This window comes from Cupriavidus sp. 05N38 (assembly GCF_056397345.1).
Map to the genome: position 1 here is coordinate 26,998 of NZ_JBFTNF010000056.1, position 22,166 is coordinate 49,163.

The window sequence follows — 22,166 nt, forward strand, 5'->3', positions numbered from 1 at the left end:
CGCATACCCTGCCGCGAGGCTGCGGCAAGCCCGGTCCGTAGCCCTGCTTCTGCTAACCTGTGAACCGGGTCAGTCGCCCGCGGCGGAGGACGGGCAGCCGGGCTGAGCCAAGCCTGGCAGCAGGACTAATCCGCACACGAAGAATAAGATAACCATGCGGCACTCTTTAAAATATCGGGTGGCCATCGCGACCGCGGTCGTGGTGACGCTTATCGTCCTGGCGCGCGCGCTCTTTGCGCAGTACTACGCCTTCCAGGGTCTCAAGGCACTGCGCCAGGCGCAGCAGGAGACGCTGGTCAAGTTGGTCGCCGAACAGCTCGACGAAAAGTTCGAGATGCGCGCCACGGCCCTGCGCCGCCTGGCACACCAGCTCCAGCCCATGCTCGGCGAGCCGCCCGCCACCATGAAGCGCTTCGCCGCCGACGCCGTGGCCATGCCGCAGATGTTCAATGCCGTGTTCCTCGCCTGGCCCGACGGCGACATGGCATTCAGTACCGCCGTGCCCGACGGGCAGCGCATCCACCTGGCCGACCGCGACTACTTCCGCGACGTCGCCCACGGTGCGGAATTTGCCATGTCCGACCTGCTGCGCGGCAGGCTGAGCGACTCTCCCGGCGTGGTGCTGGCCGTGCCGCTGCGCGCGCCCGACGGCAAGCTGCTGGCCGTGGTGGGCGGCGCGCTGAACTTCTCGGAAAGCAATTTCCTCGACCAGATCGCCCATAGCCGGGTCGGGCTCACCGGCAGCTATTGCCTGGTTTCCTCCGGCGGCAACCCGCGCTACGCCATGCATGCCGAGCCATGGAAGGTCATGACGCCGGCCAAGGCGCTGGGCGAGAGCTGCGGGCTCGAAGTGCCGCAGACCGACTGGGAACCCCTGCATCCCACCCAGCCTGTGGTGGCGCGCTACCTGCTCGAGGCCAACGGCTGGGAGGTCGTGTCCGTGCTGCCGGCCAGCGAAGCCTATGCGCCCTTGATCGAGGCGCGCCACAAGACCATCGTGAGCGCCGGCTTCTCGCTGGTGCTGGCGGCGCTGCTGATGTGGCTGGTGATACGCCGGCTGCTGGCGCCGCTGGAGCTGCTGCATCGCGTGGTGGGCGAAGTGCCAAAGGATCCGGCCGCGCTGGCCGCGCTGCCCACCGGGCGCAACGATGAGATCGGCGAGCTGGCCACCACCTTCGGCACGGTGATGCAGCAGCTGTCCGAGCGCGAGGCGGCGCTCAGCGCCGCCAAGGACCGCGCCGCCGAGAGCGAGAAGCGCATCGAGGCCATCGCCAACCACGTGCCGGACTTTGTCTCGTTCATCGACACGCAAGAGCGCTATGTCTTCGTCAACGAGGCCTACGCGCAGCGCTTCGACCTGCCCGTGCGGCAGATCGTCGGCCTGACCGTGCGGGAGCTGTGGGGCACGCCCGCGTACCTGGCATCGCAGCCCTACCTGGCGCAGGCTTACCTTGGGGCGTCGATCACCTTCAGCCTCGAAGGCCAGGAAGGCGCGGAGTGCATGGAAGTCACCTACCAGCCCGCGTGGAACGACGCGCGCGACACCGTGCAGGGCCTGTACATGTTCGCCCGCAACGTGACCACCGAACGCCAGAAGATCCGCAGCCTGGAAGCGCAGACCCTGACCGACCACCTGACGCGCCTGCTCAACCGCAAGGGCTTCGACCGGCGCCTGGCCGAGACCATGGCGTGCGCCGGCAACAGCGGCCTCAACGCAGCCCTGCTGCTGGTGGACGTGGACGACTTCAAGACCATCAATGACAGCTACGGCCACGCGGTGGGCGACCAGTTGCTGGCGGCCTTCGGCGAGCGCCTGTCAGCCTGCGTGCGCGCGGGCGACGGCGTGGCGCGCATCGGCGGCGACGAGTTCGGCATCGTGCTGGACGACGCCGCCAGCACGGCGAGCCTGGAGCGCATTGCCCAGGCCATCGTGCATGCCGCCCAGCGCCCGCATTTCATCGAAGGCCATACCATCGTGGCGACGGCCAGCGTCGGCATCGCCGTGCACCGCCCCGACGACGGCCAGACCGCCAACGAACTCTTCATGCGCGCCGACATGGCGCTGTACGAAGCCAAGCGCGCGGGCAAGGCCCGCTACACGCCGCCGGTATCGAACACGGCTGCCTGAGCTGGCCGCCCGAGCCGGCGGCTGGCGCTGGCCGCCCGATGTGTGTGTTGTCGTACCCGCCCGCCCACCACCCCACCCATGAGGATGACACCGTGACCGACCCGATCCTGATCCGCCCCGCCAGCCCGGAAGACTACCCGGCCTGGAAGGTGCTCTGGGATGGCTACAACGCCTTCTACGGCCGCAAGGGGCCGACCGCGCTGCCGGAAGACATCACCCGCATGACGTGGTCGCGCTTCTTCGATGCCTACGAGCCGATGCACGCGCTGGTGGCCGAACGCGGCGGGCAACTGCTGGRCCTGGTGCACTTCCTGTATCACCGCAGCACCATCCAGATCGGACCGAGCTGCTACCTGCAGGACCTGTTCACCGCCGATGCCGCGCGCGGCACCGGCGTGGGCCGCGCGCTGATCGAGGCCGTCTACCAGCGCGCCGCGGCGGCGGGAGCGAAGCGGGTCTACTGGCAGACGCACGAGACCAACGAGACGGCCATGCGGCTCTATGACAAGGTGGCGGAGAAATCGGGCTTCGTGGTGTATCGCAAGCAGTTCTGAGGCGGCGCCGAGGCGACGCTCGCCGGCCGGGCAGCGGTGCTCACTCCGGCTCGATCCCCGCCGCCTTGATCACCTTCGCCCATTTCGCGGTTTCGCTGCGCACGAAGGCAGCCAGTTCGTCCGGCGACGACGGCGCGGGTTCGCCGCCCGTGCGGCCGAAGTAGTCGGCCGCCCTGGGATCCGCCAGGCCCTTGCGCACCAGCTGGTTCATGCGCTCCACCACGGCCCTGGGCGTGGCGGCGGGAAAGAATGCCGCCGACCAGGCCACCATCTCGTAGCCGGGCAGGCCGCTCTCGGCCATGGTGGGCACGTCCTTGAGCACCGGATGCCGCTGCGCGGTGGTGACCGCGACGGCGCGCAGCTTGCCGCCCTGGATCAGCGTCATGGCGGGCGACACGTCCGAGATCATGAAATCCACCTGATGCCCCATGAGGTCGGTCAGCGCCGCCGGCACGCCCTTGTACGGCACGTGAAGCGCCTGCACGCCGGCCATCATCTTGTACAACTCGCTGGCGATGCGCGTGGACGAGCTGCCGCTGGCGAAGGTGAGCTTGCCGGGCTTCTCCCTGGCCAGCGCCGTCAGGTCGGCCACGCTATGCACCGGGCTRTCGGGCGGCACCACCAGGACCAGCCCGCTGCGGGCGATCAGCGAGACCGGCGCGAAGTCCTTGACAGGGTCGTAGGGCAGCTTCCTGAACAGCGACGCATTGGCCGCATGCGTGGTGTTGGTGGTGACCARCATGGTGTAGCCGTCGCCGGGCGCGCCGGCCACGGCCTGCGCGGCGATGAAGCCGTTGGCGCCGGGCCGGTTGTCCACCACCACCGTCTTGCCGGTCTGGCCGGTGACGGCCTCGGCCACGTAGCGCGCGCTGCTGTCGGTGCCGCTGCCCGCCGGGAACGGCACGATCACGCGCACGGGCCTGGCGGGGTAGTCGGTGGCCGCCTGCGCTGGCGCGGCGCCCAGCATGAACAGCGGCAGCAGCAGGCCGGCAAGCCTGCGCGAAGGGTACGGCTTGTTCATCTTGTCTCCTTGCGTGCCTTTTCGGCATCTGTCGGATTTGCGGGTCGCGCCCGCGTCAGCTGCGGCTGTCGGGTACGGCCAGCGCCGGATAGCGTTCGGTGAGCTGCGCCGGGAATTCCACGTCGAGGATGAAGCGGTCGCCGCGATACCAGAAGCAGCCGGCGGTGAGCACGTTGCCGTCGGTGTCGAGCGTGGTGCGCACGATCTTGGCGATGGGCGCGGCAAAGCCGTAGGCCAGCTCGCGGGCCAGCGCGTAGTCGGCCGGTTCCACCGTCATGGTCTGGTGCATCATGCCCAGGCGCTCGCCCACGGCCTCGCGCAGCAGGCGCGCGATCTTGCGGTGCTTCTCGGCGCCGCGCGGAAACTGGTTGAAGACCGCGGCAGCCACGTACAACTCGATCAGGCAGAACGGTTCGCCATCATGCAGATGCAGCTTGCGCAGCAGCACATACTGGTCCAGCGGCGTGCCGCGCGTGGGCAGGCCGGCCGGCAGGCGCACGTCCTTGCGCTTTTCCAGGATGCGGATTTCGAGGTCGCTGCCGCCGACCAGCTCGTCGTTGATCACCGAGCGCATGCCGGCGCTGGGGCCCGGCGGCAGGCCCGTGACGTGCGTGCCGCGCCCGCGCTGGCTGCTGACCAGGCCTTCTTCCGCCAGCACGGCGAAGGCCTGCCGCACCGTGACGCGCGCAATGCCATAGGCCTGTGCGAGCTGCTCCACGGTGGGCAGGCGATGTCCCAGCGGCCACTCGCCTGACACGATGCGATGGCGCAGCACGCTGGCCAGCTGGCGATAGCGTGCCACGCCGCCGCCGTCCTCGGGCAGCTGCGCTGAAGGCGTTTGCGCGGCACGGTTCACGACAACAAGCCTCGCGGCACGCGCACCGGCATGCCCAGCAGGATCTGCGCCATGCCCTTGCCGAGCGGATCGTTGCGCAGCGAGGCCATGCCGCCGCCATCGAGGGCCTCTTCGCAGACCAGGTTGATGGCGTGGATGCCGGGCAGGTCGTGGCGCGTGACCGGTCCTTTCACCAGGTGCCCCAGCCATTGCGCGACGCGCTCGGTGGTGGCGCCCGCGCGCAACCACGGCAGATACTCCGGGCGGCGCGCCATCAGGCCGATATTGGAGATATCGCCTTTGTCGCCGCTGCGGCCATAGGCCAGGCGGATCAGCGGCACTTCCTCGAAATCACCGCCGGGCGGCAGCGCATCGGGCAGGGCAACCTGCGCGGGCCGCCCGCCTTCGGCGGACGACGCGGCTGGCATGGCCACCGGCTTGCGCTCGCCATCGATCAGCACGGTGGGCGATAGCCGGGTCTTGTCGAGCAGGAAGGCGTACTGCCGGATCGAGGGCGAAGGGCTGGGCCGGCCGCCGCCCGAGCCGGTGGTGCCGGGCGACCAGCTGGTGCCGGCCGCGGAGATCTCGCGCGCGAACAGTTCCAGCGCGGCTTTCTCGGGATGCATCACGGCCAGGCGCATGATGGCCTCGCGCGTGTGGCGTGTCTGCGCGTGCGGGCCGTAGCACGATTCCGCGCCGAGCACTTCGATATGCGTGCGGCTGTAGTCGCCCAGGCCATGCCCGGCGAACAGCGTGCGCGTGCGCGCGAGGATGGCCTGCGCGGTGCGCTCTGCCTTGGCCACCGCGTCGAATCCGACGATGGAGAGCTGCGCATTGCAGCGAAAGCCGTCGACATAGGTTGCCGATACCTTGTACTGGCCGCCGGGCGCGCGGCCGCGCGCGCCGTTGACCTCGACCAGGTCCGGGCCGGCCTGCGCCAGTGTCACGGCGGTGAAATCGCAGGTCACGTCGGGCAGCAGGTAGGCGGCGGGATCGCCGATTTCGTAGAGGATCTGCTCGCCCACGGTGGCGGTGCTGACCAGCCCGCCGGTGCCCGGCGGCTTGCCCACCAGGAAGCTGCCGTCGGCGCGGCACGCCACTACCGGGTGGCCGATATTGGGCCAGTCCGGCACGCTTTCCCAGTCGGTATGCAGCCCGCCGGTGGCCTGGCAGCCGCACTCGATGATGTGCCCGGCCAGGCTGCCCTGCGCCAGCCGGTCGTAGTCGCCGGCCCCCCAGCCGAATTCGTGCATCAGCACGCCGAGCGTGACCGCGCTGTCCACGCAGCGGCCGGTGATGACGATCTGCGCGCCCTCGTCGAGCGCCTGGCGGATCGGCAGCGCGCCGAGATAGGCGTTGGCGCTCACCAGCTTGTCCGGCAGCGGCAGGCCCTTTTGCATGTCTGTCACGCCGGCCTCGCGCAGCGCGGGCAGCAGCGGCATGACATCGTCGCCTTCCACCACGGCAATGCGCACGTCGATGCCCTGCTCCGCGGCGATGGCGGCCAGCGCCTGCGCGCAGCCTTGCGGATTGATGCCGCCGGCATTGCTGACCACGCGGATCTTGCGCTCGGCGATCTCCCTGAGCAGGCTTTTCATCGTCACCGCGACGAAGTCGGTGGCGTAGCCCAGTTCCGGCTTGCGCAGGCGCGCCGCCGCCAGCACCGACATGGTCAGCTCCGCCAGGTAGTCGAACACCAGGTAGTCGATATCGCCGTGGCGCACCAGTTGCGGGGCGCCCACGCTGCTGTCGCCCCAGAAGCCGGAAGCGCCGCCAATGCGAACGGTGCGGGCGGCTTGCTCAGCCGTGGTCTTTGCATTCATCTTTGCCTGTCTCCTTTTTATGCTCGCTCAAGCCTTCGCGGGCTCGCCCGTGCTGCCGGCTGCCATCATGCGATCGATGTCGGTGTCGTGGTAGCCCGCCTCGCGCAGCACTTCGCGGCTGTGCTCGCCCAGCGCGGGTGCATGGCGCCGGCTGGTGGGCGGCGTGCCAGACCATTCGCTCGGCACCGCCATCTCGCGGATGCGGCCGACGCCGGGATGCTCGGTCTCGCGGAAGAAGCCGATATCGCCGAGGTGCGGATCGTCGAGCAACGTCTCGAAGGTATGCATGGGAAAGACCGGGATATCGGCTTCCCTGAGCAGCACGCGCCATTCCTCGGTGGTGCGCCTGGCCATCTCGTCGCTGACCATGGCGTACAGCTCGGTGATATGGGCGGTGCGCGTGGTGATGCTGGCAAAGCGCGGATCGGTGTCGAACAGGTCCGCGCGCCCGATGGCCTTGAGGAAGGTGCGCCAGTGATGGTCGTGATAGATCAGGCAGCAGACGTGGCCGTCGCGCGTCTTGTACGGCCGGCGCTCCGGCGAGAGCAGGCGCGGGTAGCCGAAGCCGCCGCGCGCCGGCACGAAGGTCTCGCCGTAGAGGTGGTCGCCCAGTACATAGGGCACCATGGTCTCGAACATCGGCACGTCCACGCGCTGGCCGCGGCCGGTGCGCGCCTGCGCGTACAGCGCGGCGCAGATCACGCCGAAGGCGTACAGCCCCACCGAGCGGTCGGCGATGGTGATGGGCAGGTAGCGCGGGATGTCGCCGCTGCCCATCGCCACGGCCTGCGGCAGCCCGCTGGCTGCCTGGATCAGGTCGTCGAAGGCGGCCTGCGGCGCGTAGCGCCCGCGCTGCGAGAAGCCGAACATGCCGACATAGACCAGACGCGGGTTCAGCGCGGCCAGCGTCTCGTAGTCCAGCCCCAGCCGCTGCATGGCCTGCGGCCTGACGTTGTAGGCCAGCACGTCGGCATCCTTGACCAGGCGCAGCAAGGCCTCGCGTCCCTCGGCGCGCTTGAGGTCCAGCACCACGCTGCGCTTGTTGCGGTTCAGGCCCAGGTAGAGCGGTCCCATCTTCTCGTCGCCGCAGGGACCGATGCCGCGCGTGACATCGCCTTCCGGGGACTCCACCTTGATCACGTCGGCGCCCAGGTCGCCCAGCATCTGGGTGGCCGAAGGGCCCATGAACACGGCGGTGATATCCACCACCTTGACGCCGGACAGCGCGCCAGCCGTCATCTCCATTGTCTCGCTCCGTATATTTGTTTAGTTCTATAAATAGAACTATAGGGCAATACGCAGCCGCGACACAAGGGCAAGAATGCACCCTCACCGGCGCGCGCCGGCAGCGGCGGACATCGTCGCGGGCGCGGGCGCGATACCTTGACAAGCCTGCCTGGCCTGTGCCTCCAGCCCATTTTTTTGGGCCGCGTTATCCACAATTACTGTGGATAACAGCACCTCCGGAACCTGCAAACCCGCTTGCCGCCGCCAAAGCGCTCGGACTGCCTAATGTTTCAGCAAGTTGAAGGTTTCATGGCATATCCGAGACATTCCAGGCTGGCCGCGGACGACTCCCGCCCCGCGGCGGGACTGATGTCCCGGCCCCGGGACGGCCGATGCCCGCCAACCGGGACACTGGCCTCATGGCTGCGGCGCGGGCGGCGCCCGACAATACGTCCTCGCCATCAAGGCCACCGCACCGCCGGGCAGGCCGCGGACACCAGGACTCGAGACATCAAGGCATCAAGAACCACAAGGCATTCAGCTAAGCGCTGCAAGCCCCGCCAGGGATGGGATGGCGGCTGGTCAGGCTGGCGCTGGTAGCCACCGCACGGCAAGGGCATCCCGTGCGGCGCCGGCTTTGACCAGATTGCCCGCAGAGGCTCTGCCTGACCCGCATCGCCGGGCGGCAACCCCAGTTGGAGAACGAGATGCACCAGATTTTTTCCAAGACCCTGCTCACCGCTTCCGCGCTGGCATCTACCGTGCTCTGCACGGCCCTTGCACGCGCCGAGGCGCGTGTACCCGCACCCACCGCCATTGCCGCGCCCGCCCACACCGGCCAACGCGACGCCTTCGTCGACGGCGCGCGTACGGGGCACCCCGAGGCCATACCTCTGGCCGCGCTGGGTCGCCAGGGCCTGTCGGCATGCATATCGCGCAAGTTCGATTCCTACCAGGACGGCCTGCGCTCAACACCGCGCGACCCCTATGCGGACGGTGGCCGCATGGGGCAGCGGGATGCCTTCACGGACGGCGCCCGCGGCTCCCAGGCCGATCCGTACTCGAGTGGCGCCGAGTGCGTCTCGGCCCTGCAGCACGGGGGCGGCGCAAGCCACGATGAACGCGCGGCATAGCACCGCGCGACAAGACGGAGCGCGCCACCAGCGCGCTTCGCCATAAATGCCAGCCGTCCCTGCGCGCTGGCGGGCGTGCCGCGCGCTTTTTGCGCGCGTGGCACGCCACCGTCACCTGACCCTCGCCGCGCGCCTTTCGCGGCGGTGTTCCTTTGCTAATCTACATGCAGCACGCGGCGTCACCCGCGCGACGGCCCAGCCATGGCCGGCCGCGCCGTCAACCCATGCCCGCGTGAATGCCATGCCCACGCGCAAGCAACAGATCCACCTATGCACGAGCCAGGATGGCGTGCGGCTGGCTTACGCCATCAGCGGCCAGGGCCCGCCGCTGGTGAAGGCCGCAAACTGGATGAGCCACCTGGAGTTCGACGTGGAGAGCCCGGTGTGGAGCCACCTGCTCAATGAGCTGTCGCTTTCGCACACCCTGGTGCGCTACGACGAGCGCGGCTGCGGCCTGTCGGACCGCGATGTCGAACTCTCCTTCGAGGCCTGGCTGCGCGACCTGGAGACCATCGTCGACGCGACCGGCGTGGACCGCTTTCCGCTGCTGGGTATTTCGCAAGGCGCATCGATCGCCGTGGCCTACGCGGTGGCGCACAGCGAGCGTGTCAGCCACCTGATCCTGCACGGCGGCTACGCGCGCGGCAGGCTCAAGCGCAGCCCCGACCCGCGCCTGCGCGAAGAGGCCGAGCTGATGAACCGCCTGGCCGAGATCGGCTGGGGCCAGGAGAACCCGGCCTTCCGCCAGTTCTTCACCACGCAGTTCATTCCCGGCGGCACTGCCGAGCAGCACCGGTGGTTCAACGAACTGGAGCGCGTCTCCACCTCTCCCGCCAACGCGGCGCGCTTCATGCGCATCTTCAACGACATCGATGTGGTCTCGCTGCTGCCGCAGGTCACCTGCCCGACGCTGGTGCTGCATGCCGTGCGCGATGCGCGCGTGCCCTTCGACGAAGGCCGCCTGATCGCCAGCATGATTCCCGGCGCGCACTTCGTGCCGCTGGAGAGCGACAACCACCTGCTGCTGGAGACCGAGCCGGCGTGGCTGCGCTGGCTGGACGAAGTCCATGCCTTCCTGCCCCCCACGCACGCCGGCGCCGACGGCGTCTTCCCGGTGCTCACGCGGCGCGAGCGCGACATCGTCGAGCTGATCGCGCAAGGCCGTGACAACGCCCAGATCGCCGCCCGCCTGGGCCTGAGCGAGAAAACCGTGCGCAATCACATCACCAGCGTCTTCTCCAAGCTCGAAGTGGAAAACCGCGGGCAGGCCATCGTGCTGGCGCGCACGGCGGGCTTCGGCAACCTGAGCGCTTAGCAGCCCGCTGCCGCGGATTCCCGGCACGGCTCTCATCAATGTTGATGATGACCGGCGCGCCGTGCATTGGGCCGCCGGCAGACCCGCCTGGTGCGGCTCCCGGAGCCGTTCCGCACGCCCGCCTGAGACGCGCCGCTCAGGGCCATATGCGAGCAGGCAGCGGACGCAGGGATAGACGCCCGTCTCCACGCGCGCCGCCATCCACGCGTGCAAGCGCGGGGTGCGGGCGTACGGAGATGCGAAGCGGCCCGCAAGCGGACCTACTGCAGGTAGTCCTCGAAGCGCGCGCGGATCTCGTCGAGATTGGCCAGCGTGCCGGAGAGATGGCGGCGCAGGCAGTCCTGCGCCTGGCCGGCATCGCCCCGCGCGATGGCATCGACGATGGCGGTATGGTCCGCCACCACGGCCTTGGCCTTGCCGGGAATCGGCAGATGCAGGCGGCGCAGGCGGTCCAGGTGGCCGCTCTGCCGGCGCACCAGCAGCCACAGGTCGGGTACCTGCGCGGCGTCGTACATCAGGCGGTGGAAAGCCTGGTCGAACTGGGAGAATTCGGCATAGTCTTCGGCGGCCAGCAGCGCCTGCTGGCGCGCCACCATCAGGCGCAGGCGCTCGACCAGCGCCGGGTCCGGCGCCTCGGCCAGCGTGCGCACGATCTCCACCTCCACCGAGCGGCGCAGGAAATGCGCCTGCTGGGCCAGCGCGATGCTGATGGGGCTGACCACGGTGGCGTGCTGCGGGAAGATATCGACCAGGCCCTCTTCGCTCAGGCGCATGAGGGCGTCGCGCACCGGCGTCTGGCTGATGCCGTACTGCGCGGCGAGATCGGTGCGCGACAGCACGGTGCCGGGCGTCAGCGTCATCGAGATGATCAGGTCCCGCATGTGCTCGAACACCTGCGGCGCGGCATGGCGCGTGCGGTCGAACTGGAACTGGATTTGCGGGGCGGTGGCTTCCATCGGGGTAGCGGCGATCTTTCTCCGGCGGCGGTATGCGTCTCCGGAATATCAGGTTTGGCGAAAAGCGGGGCCGCAGCGCGGCGCACTGTGGTGCACTTATGGTTCATGCGGCCACGTACACCGGCGGCGAGGCGCCCTGCCCCGCATTCTAGTGGAAACTTTCCTGGTTTGACACACTAATATATTAGTGCTTTAATTGGCTCCATCGATATCAGATGTCATACCTCCACTCCGGGTGGAGGCCCCATAACAACATCCGTGGAAGAGACAATGACGTCACGAAAGAAGACGCCCGAGACTTTGCGCAGCGCGCGCTGGTTCGCTCCTGACGACCTGCGTTCCTCCGGCCACCGCTCCCGCATCATGCAGATGGGCTACTCGCCCGACGAGTGGCTGGACCGCCCGATCATCGCGATCATCAACACGTGGTCCGACATCAACCCCTGCCACTCGCACTTCAAGCAGCGCGTTGACGACGTCAAGCGCGGCATCCTGCAGGCCGGCGGCTTCCCCATCGAGCTGCCCGCCATTTCCTTGTCCGAAAGCTCGGTCAAGCCGACCACCATGCTCTACCGCAACATGCTGGCGATGGAGACCGAGGAGCTGATCCGCTCCCACCCCATCGACGGCGCCGTGCTGATGGGCGGCTGCGACAAGACCACGCCGGGCCTGCTGATGGGCGCGTCCAGCGCCGGCGTGCCGGCCATCTACGTGCCCGCAGGCCCGATGCTGCGCGGCAACTACAAGGGCAACGTGCTGGGCTCCGGCTCGGACGCCTGGAAATACTGGGACGAGCGCCGCGCCGGCAATATCAGCAAGACCGAATGGATCGGCATCGAGGGCGGCATCGCCCGTAGCCACGGCACCTGCATGACGATGGGCACGGCCAGCACSATGACSGCCATCGCCGAGWCCATCGGCATGACGCTGCCGGGCGCCTCGTCGATTCCCGCCGCCGACGCCAACCATATCCGCATGTGTTCCGAGGCCGGCCGCCGCATCGTCGACATGGTGTGGGAAGACCTGACCCCGCAGCAGATCCAGACGCGCGCCTCGTTCGAGAACGCCATCGCGGTGGCCATGGCGATGGGCTGCTCCACCAACGCCATCATCCACGTGATCGCCATGGCGCGCCGCGCCGGTTGCGAGATCGGCCTGGAAGACTTCGACGCGGCCAGCCGGCGCGTGCCGGTGATCGCCAATATCCGGCCCAGCGGCGACAAGTACCTGATGGAGGATTTCTTCTACGCCGGCGGCCTGCCCGCGCTGATGAACCGCATCAGCGACAAGCTGGACCTGAGCGCGCTGACCGTCACCGGGCGCACGCTGGGCGAGAACATCGCCGGCGCCGAGGTCTACAACGACGACGTCATCCGTACGCCGGAGAACGCGCTGTACCAGGAAGGCGCGCTGGCCGTGCTCAAGGGCAATATCGCGCCGGACGGCTGCGTCATCAAGCCCAGCGCCTGCGAGCCACGCTTCTTCAAGCACACCGGCCCGGCGCTGGTGTTCGACGACTACCCGTCGATGAAGGAAGCGGTGGAGCGCGACGATCTCGACGTCACCGCCGACCACATCCTGATCCTGCGCAACGCCGGCCCGCAGGGCGGCCCGGGCATGCCGGAATGGGGCATGCTGCCGATCCCCAAGAAGCTGGTCAAGCAAGGCGTGCGCGACATGCTGCGCATGTCCGACGCGCGCATGAGCGGCACCAGCTACGGCGCCTGCATCCTGCACGTCTCGCCCGAATCGTATGTCGGCGGCCCGTTCGCGCTGGTGCGCACCGGCGACATGATCTCCGTGGACATCGACCGCCGCAGCATTCACCTGGAGGTGTCCGACGAAGAACTGGCGCGCCGCCGCGCCGAGTGGACGCCGCCGCCACCGCGTTTCGAGCGCGGCTATGGCTGGATGTTCTCCAAGCATGTCCGCCAGGCCAACGACGGCTGCGACTTCGACTTCCTGCAAACCGACTTCGGCGCGCCCACCGGCGAGCCCAGCATCTACTGACCTGACGCCATGACCCAAGCCAACCCGCTCAGCCAGCAAACCCGCGACCTGCTCAAGACCGTCAGCACCGCGACCCTGTGCACCGCCCTGTTCAAGCGCGGCCTGCGCAACCAGTTCATCCAGGACGTGCATCCGCTCAACCCGGAAGGCGCCAACATGGTCGGCGAGGCCTTCACGCTGCGCTACATCCCGGCGCGCGAAGACCTCAACCAGATCACGGTGTTCCAGGATCCGGCCCATCCGCAGCGCCAGGCCGTCGAGCAATGCCCGCCGGACGCCGTGCTGGTGATCGACAGCCGCAAGGACGCGCGTGCGGCCTCGGCCGGCTCGATCCTGATCACGCGCCTGATGCGGCGCGGCGCGGCCGGCGTGGTGACCGACGGCGGCTTCCGCGACTCGCCGGAAATCGCTCGCATGGCCATGCCCGCGTACCACCACCGCCCGTCCGCGCCGACCAACCTCACGCTGCACCAGGCCATCGAGATCAACGGCCCGATCGGCTGCGGCGACGTGGCCGTGTTCCCCGGCGACGTGATGGTGGGCGATGCGGAGGGCGTGATCGTGATCCCGCGCCACCTGGCCGACGAGATCGCGGCCGAGGCCGTGGAGATGACCGCGTTCGAAGACTTCGTCACCGAGGAAGTCGACAAGGGCCGCTCCATCATCGGCCTCTATCCGCCGACGCAGGAGCAAAGCCGGCTGGACTTCGCCGCCTGGCGCGAGGCGAACGGCCGCTAGGACTTCCACGGCCGCGCACACAAGCGCGGACAAACGCAAGAGACCGCCGCCCCGCACACGCCGGGGCAAGGCGGCCAACGACGGAGACACGATGAATCACAGCAAGCGAAGCGCATTGCGCCGCGCCGGCGCCGCCTGCGCGCTGGCCACCCTGGGCACGCTCGGCGCATTCGGCGGCGCCGCGCAAGCGCAGGACAAATGGCCCTCGCGCCCGATCACCTGGGTCGTGCCGTTCGCCGCGGGCGGCTCGACCGATATCGTCGCGCGCACCATCGGCCAGGAAATCTCCAAGGCGCTGGGCCAGCCGGTGGTGGTGGAAAACCGCCCCGGCGCGGCCGGCGCGGTGGGTGCGGGCTATGTGGCGCGCGCCAAGCCCGACGGCTACACGCTGTTCGGCGGCACCATCAGCACGCACGCCATCAACCCCAGCCTCTACAAGAACCTCTCCTACGATCCGGTCAAGGATTTCGAGCCAATCAGCCTGATCGCCTACGTACCCAACGTACTGATGGTCGACGCCAAGCTGCCGGTGAAGAACGTGCAGGAGCTGATCGCCTACGCCAGGAAGCAACCCGGCAAGCTCAGCTTTGCCTCGTCCGGCGCGGGCACCTCCACGCACCTGGCCGGGGAACTGTTCTCCGAGCTGATCAAGGTGCCGATGACCCATGTGCCGTACAAGGGCAGCCCGCAGGCGATCCAGGACGTGGCCTCGGGCCTGGTGCCCTTCCTGTTCGACCAGCTCACCGCGGGCGACGCCATGATCAAGGCCGGCCGCCTGCGCGCACTGGCCGTGACTTCGCCGAAGCGCTCGGCGCTGGCGCCCGGTGTGCCGACCATGGCCGAAGCCGGCGTGCCTGGCTTCGAGATGGTGTCATGGCAGGCGCTCTACGCTCCGCACGGCACCCCCAAGGACATCGTGCAGCGGCTGAATGCCGAAGTCGTGCGTGCCCTGAAGCAGCCGGCCGTGCAGCAACGGATGACGCAGCAGCTCGGCATGGAAGTGGTGGGCAGCAGCCCGGCCGAGCTGGCCACGTTCATGAGCAAGGAAATCCCGCGCTGGGCCGAGCTGGTGAAGAAATCGGGCGCGACGGCGGACTGATACGGCGGCACGGCGCAGCGGCACCGCTGGCTTGCTTCCCGCTCCCGCGCCTGGGAGGGGGGCCGGGGAGAGGGCTTGGGCTTGGGCTTGCACGAGCCCAAGCCCTCTGTCCACCGCAAAGGAAACAACGCAGTCACCGCAACACCACCATACAAGCCACAAAAACACGGCAGGAGACACTATGCAGCATCACCCCCACCCCATCCTCCGCACACTTGCGGGCGCCGTCGCGGCAGTGGCGCTGACGGCCGCCGCGCACGCCGCCGAGACCAGTTTCCCGACCAAGTCCATCACCATCGTCGTGCCCGCCTCGCCCGGCGGCGCCATCGACCTGGTGGCGCGCCTGGTGGGCCAGAAGATGACCGAGGACTGGGGTCAGCCGGTGGTGGTGGACAACCGGCCCGGCGCCACCGGCATCATCGGCACCGACCTCGTCGCCAAGGCCCCGCCCGATGGCTACATGCTGGCGCTGGTGGCCAGCAGCCACGCCATCAATCCCAGCATGGTGAAGAAGCTGCCGTTCGACACGCTCAAGAGCTTCGAGCCGGTGGCGCTGACCCACGTGGTGCCGCTGATGCTGGTGGTGTCGCCCTCGCTGCCGCCGAAGACGGTCAGGGAACTGATCGCCTATGGCAAGGCCAATCCGGGCAAGCTGTCGTTCGCGTCGAGCGGCTCGGGCGGCGCGCCGCATTTCTCCGGCGAGCTGTTCAAGAGCATGGCTGGCATCGACATGATCCACATCCCCTACAAGGGCAGCACGCTGGCGCATCCGGACCTGACCAGCGGGCGCGTGTCGCTGATGTTCGATACCGTGGCCGCGATCGGCCCGCAGGTGAAGGCCGGCAAGGTGCGCCCGCTCGCGGTGACCACCGCCAGGCGCTCGTCGATCGCGCCGCAGGTGCCGACCATGGCCGAAGCCGGCCTGCCCGGCTACGAGACCAGCACCTGGGGCGGCGTGCTCGCCCCGGCCGGCACGCCAAAGGCGGTGATCGACAAGCTCAACGCCGAGATCAACAAGGCCCTGGCCGCGCCCGACCTGCGCGAGCGCCTGCAGCACGCAGGCATCGAGCCGGCCGGCGGCACGCCCGCGCAGTTCGGCAGCTTCGTGCAGGTGGAAATGGGCAAGTGGGCCAAGGTGGCCAAGGATGCCGGCATCCAGCCCGAGTAAGGACCAGCCCGGCCTTCACGCAACCAGCGACTGGTTGTCAGACCGGTTGTCAGACCGGTTGTCAGCAAGCATAGACGGAGAGACAAGATGCGCCCCTTCACACCCCCCTCGCTGCGCCGCCGCGCGCTGCTGATCGCCCTGGCCGCGAGCGCCTGCGTGCCCGCCGCGCAGGCCCAGCCTGGCGCTGCCTGGCCGACCAAGCCCGTCACCATCATCCTGCCCTTCGCCCCGGGTGGCGGCACCGACGTGGGCACGCGCCTGGTGGCGCTGCGGCTGTCGCAACTGTGGGGCCAGCCGGTGCTGGTGGACAACCGCCCCGGCGCGGCCGGCAACGTCGGGCTGGAGCTGGTGTCGCGGGCCAGGCCGGATGGCTACACGCTGGTGGCCGGCAATGTCGGCACGCAGTCGATCAACCCCACGCTCTACAAGAAACTGAGCTACGATCCCGGCGCGCTGGTGCCGGTCAGCCTGATGGCCGAGCTGCCGTTTGCCATCGTGGTCACGCCCAAGCTGCCCGCCAAGACGCCCAAGGAACTGGTGGCACTGGCCAAGGCGCAGCCCGGCAAGCTCACCTACGCCAGCTCGGGCAGCGGCGGCTCGCCGCATTTGTCGGCCGAGATCTTCAAGATCGCCACCGGCACTGATATGCTGCACGTGCCTTACAAGGGCGGCGGCGCGGCCATGAGCGACCTGATGGCGGGCAATGTCGACATGCTGTTCGCCTCCATCCTGGAGACCGCCGGCCATGTGAAATCTGGCAAGCTGCGTGCGCTGGCGGTGACCAGCAAGGTGCGCTCGCCCGCCATGCCGGACGTGCCCACGCTGGCCGAGACCGGCATCAGCGGGGCCGAATCGGGATCTTGGGTCGGGCTGCTGGCACCGGCCGGCACGCCCGCCGAGGTCGTCGACAAGATCGCCGCCGGCGTGAAGCAGGTGGTGGCCATGCCCGCGGTGCGCGAGCAACTGATCGCCCAGGGCGCCATCCCCGTGGGCAGCACGCCGGCGCAGTTCGCCGAGCTGATCGCCACCGACCGCAAGCGCTACGCCAGGATCATCCTGGACAACAAGCTCAGCGCAGACTGAACATATCGACACCACGGTGGCGCCAACCCATCAAACCCGATCAACGACAAGGGATCTCTCTTCATGAAACAACGCCTCCTCCAGCACGGCCGCCTGCCGGCCGCGCTCGAAGCCAGCCTGGCCGAGCACTACGACGTCCACCCGTTCTGGGCCGAGACCGATCCCGCGGCATTCCTGGCCGCCCGCGGCGGCGAGTTCACCGCCATGACCACGCGCGCGGCGATCGGCGCCGACGACGCCATGATGGCCGCCATGCCGGCGCTCAAGGTCATCTCCAGCTTTGGCGTGGGGCTCGACAAGATCGACCTGGACGCTGCCCGCAAGCGCGGCATCGCCGTCGGCTATACGCCGGACGTGCTCAACGACTGCGTGGCCGACACCGCCTTCGGCCTGCTGATGGACGTGGCGCGCGGCTTCAGCGCGGCAGACCGCTTCGTGCGGCGCGGCGAATGGCCCAAGGCCCAGTTCCCGCTGACCACCCGCGTGAGCGGCAAGCGCATGGGCATCATCGGCATGGGGCGCATCGGCCGCGTGATCGCGCGGCGCGGGCTGGGCTTCGACATGGAGGTGAGCTACCACAGCCGCCGCCCGGCGGGCGACGTGCCTTATCGCCACGAGCCGTCGCTGGCGGCGCTGGCCGAGTGGGCGGACTTCCTCGTCATCGCCACCGCCGGTGGCCCGGAAACCCGCCACCTGGTGTCGGCCAGCGTGCTCGAGGCGCTCGGCCCGCAGGGCTTCCTGATCAATATCGCGCGCGGCACCGTGGTCGACGAAGCGGCGCTGGTGGATGCGCTGGTGAACAAGCGCATCGCCGGGGCGGGGCTGGACGTGTTCGAGAACGAGCCGCAGGTCCCCCAGGCGCTGTTCGCGCTGGACAACGTCGTGCTGCTGCCGCATATCGCGAGCGGCACGAATGAAACCCGCATTGCCATGGCCAACCTGGTGTTCGAGAACCTGCAGCGCTTCTTCGCCACCGGCGCCGTGCAGCAGAGCGCAATCTGAAGCCGGGTTGCCGGCCTCGGGGCGGCGGCCGGTCCTTGCGGAGCGCCGCCCCTGCCGGCTCACACCGCCGACACGAAGATTTACGGTTTTAGCCGCATTTTTCCCCCGAACGGGTCAGAAAATCGCACGATCTGACCCGTATCCCCCACTGCCGAGTGGTATCCAGGCATGTGCGCCCCTACGCATACTTGTCGCTCACCAGAAGAAACAGAACAACGGCGAGTGGAGAGGGTCAACCATGGAAGCAATCACCTTTGCTGCATATATCCTGGCGTTCCTGCTGGCAGTGCTGATCGGGGCGAGAAGCGTCAGCCGTCATCACCCGGCCTTGCGCCAGGATACCCCGCCGACGCTGGAAGGCCAGCAGCCCTGAGCGCTCTCTCCCGCCAGGGGCCCGGCAACGCAGCCGTCAGGACCCCGTCGCCGCGCTTTCGTCCGTGGCGGACCGTGCCAGCACCTTGAGCCGCGCCATCGAGTTACGGATGTGCAGCCTGGCCAGATACTCCGCCTGGTCGCCGTCCGCGCTCTCGATGGCGGCCACGATCTGCTCGTGTTCCCCGATGGCGGCCAGCGCGCGGTCCTGCGCGAACACGATCCTGGGCGCGAACACCTGCGATGTCATATGCACGATGGGCACCTGCCGCGCCAGGTACTCGTTCGATGCCAGGCCGATGATCGCGGTGTGGAACTCCACGTTGGCAGCCGTATAGACCTCGGGCTGCCATGGCGCGAGGCTGCCCCGCTGCGTGCCGATGATGGCGCGCAAGGGCGCGCCGGCCAGCTTGCCCGCGCGGGCGGCCGCCAGCCGCGCGGCCAGGCCGTCGATGACCTCCCGCAAGGCGTAGGCATCCATCAGCTGCCGGAAGTCCGCGCTGACCACGGTGACGCCGCGCGCGGTCTCGGCGCTGACCAGGCCTTCGCGCTCCAGCATGCGCAGGGCCTCGCGCAGCGGCGTGCGGCTGATCTTGAGGTCTTCGGAAATCTCCACCTGGCGCAGCGCCTTGCCGGGCGGATAGACGCCCCGGTAGATCCGCTGGCGCAGCACCTGTGCCACCTCTTCCACCAGGCGCGTGCGCCCCTGCCATTCGAACGTTTCTGCCATTTGCCTCTCTGAGCGCCGCGGCGCAGTGAAACTCCGGAGTTTGTCGGCGCGGTTTACAAGCGCATGACACACGTCTACTATAGCTGCAAAGAATGGATTCTGGATCCAAAAACCAATGGCGCGATTGACGCCCGATTGACGCCCGATTGACGCCCGATTGACGCCCGATTGACGCCCGATTGATGCCGCGATTAATGGCGCGACCGTCACACCGCGGCCGCGCCATGGCGGTGCCTTCGATCCGCTCCGAGACATTATCTGGAGACGCCCGCCGATGAGCGATGCGCTTTGCTTCTTGTCCGCCACCGAACTCCAAGGCCGCATCGCGCGCAAGGAGATCTCCCCGGTAGAACTCGTGCAAGCGGTGCTGGAACGGGCGGCGCGCCTGCAGCCCGAACTGAACTGCTTTATCACGCTGTGCGCCGACCAGGCCATGGACGCGGCCCGCGCGGCCGAGCAGGCGGTCATGGCCGGCAAGCCGCTGGGCCTGCTGCACGGCATCCCCTTCACGGCCAAGGACCTGGTCAACACGCGAGGCGTGCGCACCACCTTCGGCGTGGCGCCCTACCGCGACAACATCCCCGACACCGACGCCGTCGCGGTGGCGCGCCTGCGCGAGCAAGGCGCCATCCTGATCGGCAAGACCACCACGCCCGAGTTCGGCTCGAAATGCCTGACCGACTCGCCGCTGTTCGGCCGCACCCGCAACGCCTGGAGCGCCGCGCGCACCAGCGGCGGCTCCAGCGGCGGCGCGGCGGTGGCGGTGGCCAGCGGCATCGCCCCGCTGGCGGTGGCCACCGACGGCGGCGGCTCCACGCGCATTCCCGCGGCGTGCAACGGCGTGGTCGGCATCAAGCAGAGCAACGGCGTGATTCCGCACAGCCAGGCCCAGGACCTGTTTGGCAACCAGACCTATGTCACCCCGACCACGCGCACGGTGGCCGACACCGGCCTGATGATGCAGGCCATGGCCGGCGAGCATGCCTGCGATCCGTGGTCCATCGGCGTGCCCAAGCCCGACTACGCGGGCGCGGCGCAGGCGCAGGGCGACCTGCGCGGCAAGCGCATCCTCTACTGCCTGGCRCCGCCGGGACGGCCGGTAGCGGCCGAAGTGGCGCGCGCGTTCGAGGCCAGCCTGGCGAAGCTGGCCGGCCTGGGCGCGGAACTGGAGGCGTTCTCCGGCGAAGGCTTCGACGTGGAACCGATCTGGCGGGCCATCAACCATACGGTCTGGCGCGCGCGCTTCGCCGCCATCGCCGCCGAGCACGGCGAGCAGCTCAGCGCCACCTTCCTCAGGCAAGTGGCATCGGCCGCGCAGGTCAGCGGCGTGGAGTACCAGCAGGCCATGTTCGACCGCTCGCAGCTGTTCCAGCGCGTGCAGGCCCTGCTGGCGCGCGGCGATTTCCTCGCCATGCCCACGCTCACGCGCACCGCGCTGCCCATCGGGCAGGACCTGTTCGGCACCATCGACATCGACGGCCAGGCCTATGAGAACGTGCGCGCGCACTGGTTCCCGTGGACCATGCCGTTCAACATGACCGGCCACCCCGCCATCAGCCTGCACTGCGGCTTTGGCAGCGACGGCCTGCCGATCGGCTTCCAGCTGGTCGGGCAGTTCCGCGGCGATGCCGGGCTGTTGCGCGCCGCCGCGCTGTTCGAATCCGCGCACGGCCTGCTCGGCCAGTGGCCGCAGGCATGACCGCGCGCCGGCCCGCCGCCGGCGCCAGCCGTACCCTTCCCCCCTCCCGAATGACACAACCCGCCCGCGCCATGATCCAAGCCTCCCGCCGCAAACTCGTGCTCCACACCCTGGCGCTGTCGGCCTGCGCCGTTGCCGTGCTGGCCCTGCCCCGCCCGGCGTCCGCGGCGGATTCGGGCGAGCCGATGCGCATCATCGTCGGCTATGCGCCCGGCGGCGCGGCCGACAGCCTGGCCCGGCTCTATGCCGAGCAATTGCGCCAGGACGGGCACGGCACCGTGATCGTGGAGAACCGTCCCGGCGCCTCCGCGCGGCTGGCGCTGGATTACGTCAAGCGCGCCAAGCCCGACGGCAAGACGGTGTTCATCGGTCCGTCGCCGCTGTTCACCATCTTCCCGCTCACGTACAAGAAGCTCGGCTACGACGCCGACAAGGACCTCGTCCCCGCCGCCGTGCTGACCGACGTGCCCACCGTGGTGGCGGCCGGCGCGCAGCAGCCGTACAAGAACATGAAGGAGTACGTGGAATGGGCGCGCCGCAACCCGGGCGGCGCCAGCCTTGGCCTGGCCACCATCGGCAGCGCCGGCCACCTCGGCACCGTGGCGCTGGGCAAGGCCACCGGGATTGCCATCACGCCGGCGGCTTACCGCGGCGCGTCGCCGATGCTGGTGGACGTGATCAGCGGCAATGTGTCGATCGGCTGGGATGCGGTGGCCAGCATGATGCCGCTGTACAAGGGCGGCAAGCTGCAGTTCCTGGGCGTGAGCGGCACGCGCCGCGCCAAGGCGCTGCCGGAAGTGCCCACCATGAAGGAGCAGGGCTTCAGCCAGTACGAGTACGCCACCAGCTGGTACGGCGCCTTCCTGCCGGCCGGCACGCAGCCGGACGTGGTGGCCAGGGTGGAGAAGATGTTCATCGCCGCCTCGGGCAATGCCGCCACCGCCGCCAAGCTCGAAGCGCTGGGGCTGGAAGTGGCGCCCAAGTCCGGGCAGGAAGCGCGCCACCGCATCCAGATCGAGCGCGCCGCGTGGAAGCCCATCGTGGAAGCCACGGGGTTCGTGGCCGAGGACTGAGCGCGGCCTGAGCCTGCGCTGTTTCCGCGCAGGCTCCAGATCACGTGCTGGATGTGCGCGAGCGCGACCTGGACCGGCGGGAGATCGCCGCGCAGGATGCGATGGGCTGCGCGTATTGCGGCCGGCGCGGCCGGCGCGGCCGGCGCGCACGCCGGGGCGTCGGCGCGAAGCCACACCGCCGCGCCGCCGCGCTCATACGC

Annotated in this window: 19 protein-coding genes; 13 read left to right on the forward strand and 6 right to left on the reverse strand. The window is 69.0% G+C overall.

Annotated elements, in window-relative coordinates:
* Window positions 1-154 precede the first annotated feature (154 nt).
* The gene (locus AC1DK4_RS30565; RefSeq protein WP_441622418.1) at window positions 155-2,128 is read left to right on the forward strand and encodes a sensor domain-containing diguanylate cyclase; all 1,974 of its coding nucleotides are present in this window, start codon (window positions 155-157) and stop codon (window positions 2,126-2,128) included.
* Between the two features lie 92 nt (window positions 2,129-2,220).
* Complete coding sequence (locus AC1DK4_RS30570) at window positions 2,221-2,682, forward strand: N-acetyltransferase family protein (RefSeq protein ID WP_477131973.1); 462 nt, start codon at window positions 2,221-2,223, stop codon at window positions 2,680-2,682.
* 40 nt (window positions 2,683-2,722) lie between these two features.
* On the opposite strand, the gene AC1DK4_RS30575 is transcribed toward AC1DK4_RS30570, so the two are convergent.
* The 4 genes from AC1DK4_RS30575 to AC1DK4_RS30590 are packed head-to-tail and all read right to left on the reverse strand — an operon-like array spanning window position 2,723 to window position 7,606.
* A complete protein-coding gene (locus AC1DK4_RS30575) occupies window positions 2,723-3,703 on the reverse strand; it encodes a Bug family tripartite tricarboxylate transporter substrate binding protein (protein WP_441622422.1) in 981 nt (326 codons plus the stop codon).
* A 55-nt stretch (window positions 3,704-3,758) separates the two neighbouring features.
* Entirely contained in the window at window positions 3,759-4,559 is an 801-nt protein-coding gene (locus AC1DK4_RS30580) for a GntR family transcriptional regulator (protein WP_441622424.1), read from the reverse strand.
* Window positions 4,556-6,361 carry an acyclic terpene utilization AtuA family protein gene (locus AC1DK4_RS30585; protein WP_441643416.1) on the reverse strand — a complete coding sequence of 602 codons (1,806 nt, stop codon included), beginning with the start codon at window positions 6,359-6,361 and terminating at the stop codon, window positions 4,556-4,558. The genes AC1DK4_RS30580 and AC1DK4_RS30585 overlap by 4 nt, the downstream gene beginning before the upstream one ends.
* Window positions 6,362-6,388: 27 nt before the next feature.
* Entirely contained in the window at window positions 6,389-7,606 is a 1,218-nt protein-coding gene (locus AC1DK4_RS30590) for a CaiB/BaiF CoA transferase family protein (RefSeq protein WP_441622428.1), read from the reverse strand.
* A 689-nt stretch (window positions 7,607-8,295) separates the two neighbouring features.
* Between AC1DK4_RS30590 and AC1DK4_RS30595 the strand changes: the two genes are divergently transcribed.
* The gene (locus tag AC1DK4_RS30595) at window positions 8,296-8,721 is read left to right on the forward strand and encodes a hypothetical protein (protein WP_441622430.1); all 426 of its coding nucleotides are present in this window, start codon (window positions 8,296-8,298) and stop codon (window positions 8,719-8,721) included.
* 241 nt (window positions 8,722-8,962) lie between these two features.
* The gene (locus AC1DK4_RS30600; protein ID WP_441622432.1) at window positions 8,963-10,036 is read left to right on the forward strand and encodes an alpha/beta fold hydrolase; all 1,074 of its coding nucleotides are present in this window, start codon (window positions 8,963-8,965) and stop codon (window positions 10,034-10,036) included.
* 260 nt (window positions 10,037-10,296) lie between these two features.
* On the opposite strand, the gene AC1DK4_RS30605 is transcribed toward AC1DK4_RS30600, so the two are convergent.
* A complete protein-coding gene (locus AC1DK4_RS30605) occupies window positions 10,297-10,992 on the reverse strand; it encodes a GntR family transcriptional regulator (RefSeq protein WP_441622434.1) in 696 nt (231 codons plus the stop codon).
* A 270-nt stretch (window positions 10,993-11,262) separates the two neighbouring features.
* On the opposite strand from AC1DK4_RS30605, the gene araD reads away from it, so the two are divergent.
* The 7 genes from araD (at window position 11,263) to AC1DK4_RS30640 (ending at window position 18,465) form a co-directional block, all read left to right on the forward strand.
* Entirely contained in the window at window positions 11,263-13,002 is a 1,740-nt protein-coding gene (gene araD / locus AC1DK4_RS30610; RefSeq protein WP_477131974.1) for an L-arabinonate dehydratase, read from the forward strand.
* 9 nt (window positions 13,003-13,011) lie between these two features.
* Entirely contained in the window at window positions 13,012-13,740 is a 729-nt protein-coding gene (locus AC1DK4_RS30615) for a ribonuclease activity regulator RraA (RefSeq protein WP_441622438.1), read from the forward strand.
* Between the two features lie 91 nt (window positions 13,741-13,831).
* Window positions 13,832-14,839, forward strand: coding sequence for a Bug family tripartite tricarboxylate transporter substrate binding protein (locus AC1DK4_RS30620; RefSeq protein ID WP_441622440.1), 1,008 nt, complete (start codon window positions 13,832-13,834; stop codon window positions 14,837-14,839).
* Between the two features lie 181 nt (window positions 14,840-15,020).
* Complete coding sequence (locus AC1DK4_RS30625; protein ID WP_441622442.1) at window positions 15,021-16,007, forward strand: tripartite tricarboxylate transporter substrate binding protein; 987 nt, start codon at window positions 15,021-15,023, stop codon at window positions 16,005-16,007.
* Between the two features lie 87 nt (window positions 16,008-16,094).
* Entirely contained in the window at window positions 16,095-17,090 is a 996-nt protein-coding gene (locus AC1DK4_RS30630) for a Bug family tripartite tricarboxylate transporter substrate binding protein (protein ID WP_441622444.1), read from the forward strand.
* A gap of 63 nt (window positions 17,091-17,153) precedes the next feature.
* Window positions 17,154-18,092 carry a 2-hydroxyacid dehydrogenase gene (locus AC1DK4_RS30635; RefSeq protein WP_441622446.1) on the forward strand — a complete coding sequence of 313 codons (939 nt, stop codon included), beginning with the start codon at window positions 17,154-17,156 and terminating at the stop codon, window positions 18,090-18,092.
* A gap of 238 nt (window positions 18,093-18,330) precedes the next feature.
* Window positions 18,331-18,465, forward strand: a complete 135-nt coding sequence (locus AC1DK4_RS30640; protein WP_441622448.1) for a hypothetical protein — start codon at window positions 18,331-18,333, stop codon at window positions 18,463-18,465.
* A gap of 36 nt (window positions 18,466-18,501) precedes the next feature.
* On the opposite strand, the gene AC1DK4_RS30645 is transcribed toward AC1DK4_RS30640, so the two are convergent.
* Entirely contained in the window at window positions 18,502-19,194 is a 693-nt protein-coding gene (locus AC1DK4_RS30645; protein WP_441622450.1) for a GntR family transcriptional regulator, read from the reverse strand.
* Between the two features lie 274 nt (window positions 19,195-19,468).
* On the opposite strand from AC1DK4_RS30645, the gene AC1DK4_RS30650 reads away from it, so the two are divergent.
* Together AC1DK4_RS30650 and AC1DK4_RS30655 are read left to right on the forward strand one after the other, a co-directional pair.
* Window positions 19,469-20,893, forward strand: coding sequence for an amidase (locus AC1DK4_RS30650; RefSeq protein ID WP_441622452.1), 1,425 nt, complete (start codon window positions 19,469-19,471; stop codon window positions 20,891-20,893).
* A 71-nt stretch (window positions 20,894-20,964) separates the two neighbouring features.
* Window positions 20,965-21,966: a Bug family tripartite tricarboxylate transporter substrate binding protein gene (locus AC1DK4_RS30655; RefSeq protein ID WP_441622454.1), complete on the forward strand. Its 1,002-nt coding sequence runs from the start codon at window positions 20,965-20,967 to the stop codon at window positions 21,964-21,966.
* Window positions 21,967-22,166: the final 200 nt, after the last annotated feature.

Coding starts and splice junctions, on each gene's coding strand:
- AC1DK4_RS30565 (WP_441622418.1), top strand. CDS start 155: ATGCGGCACTCTTTAAAATATCGGGTGGCCATCGCGACCGCGGTCGTG.
- AC1DK4_RS30585 (WP_441643416.1), bottom strand. CDS start 6,361: ATGAATGCAAAGACCACGGCTGAGCAAGCCGCCCGCACCGTTCGCATT.
- AC1DK4_RS30590 (WP_441622428.1), bottom strand. CDS start 7,606: ATGGAGATGACGGCTGGCGCGCTGTCCGGCGTCAAGGTGGTGGATATC.
- AC1DK4_RS30595 (WP_441622430.1), top strand. CDS start 8,296: ATGCACCAGATTTTTTCCAAGACCCTGCTCACCGCTTCCGCGCTGGCA.
- AC1DK4_RS30600 (WP_441622432.1), top strand. CDS start 8,963: ATGCCCACGCGCAAGCAACAGATCCACCTATGCACGAGCCAGGATGGC.
- AC1DK4_RS30605 (WP_441622434.1), bottom strand. CDS start 10,992: ATGGAAGCCACCGCCCCGCAAATCCAGTTCCAGTTCGACCGCACGCGC.
- AC1DK4_RS30615 (WP_441622438.1), top strand. CDS start 13,012: ATGACCCAAGCCAACCCGCTCAGCCAGCAAACCCGCGACCTGCTCAAG.
- AC1DK4_RS30620 (WP_441622440.1), top strand. CDS start 13,832: ATGAATCACAGCAAGCGAAGCGCATTGCGCCGCGCCGGCGCCGCCTGC.
- AC1DK4_RS30625 (WP_441622442.1), top strand. CDS start 15,021: ATGCAGCATCACCCCCACCCCATCCTCCGCACACTTGCGGGCGCCGTC.
- AC1DK4_RS30630 (WP_441622444.1), top strand. CDS start 16,095: ATGCGCCCCTTCACACCCCCCTCGCTGCGCCGCCGCGCGCTGCTGATC.
- AC1DK4_RS30635 (WP_441622446.1), top strand. CDS start 17,154: ATGAAACAACGCCTCCTCCAGCACGGCCGCCTGCCGGCCGCGCTCGAA.
- AC1DK4_RS30640 (WP_441622448.1), top strand. CDS start 18,331: ATGGAAGCAATCACCTTTGCTGCATATATCCTGGCGTTCCTGCTGGCA.
- AC1DK4_RS30645 (WP_441622450.1), bottom strand. CDS start 19,194: ATGGCAGAAACGTTCGAATGGCAGGGGCGCACGCGCCTGGTGGAAGAG.
- AC1DK4_RS30655 (WP_441622454.1), top strand. CDS start 20,965: ATGATCCAAGCCTCCCGCCGCAAACTCGTGCTCCACACCCTGGCGCTG.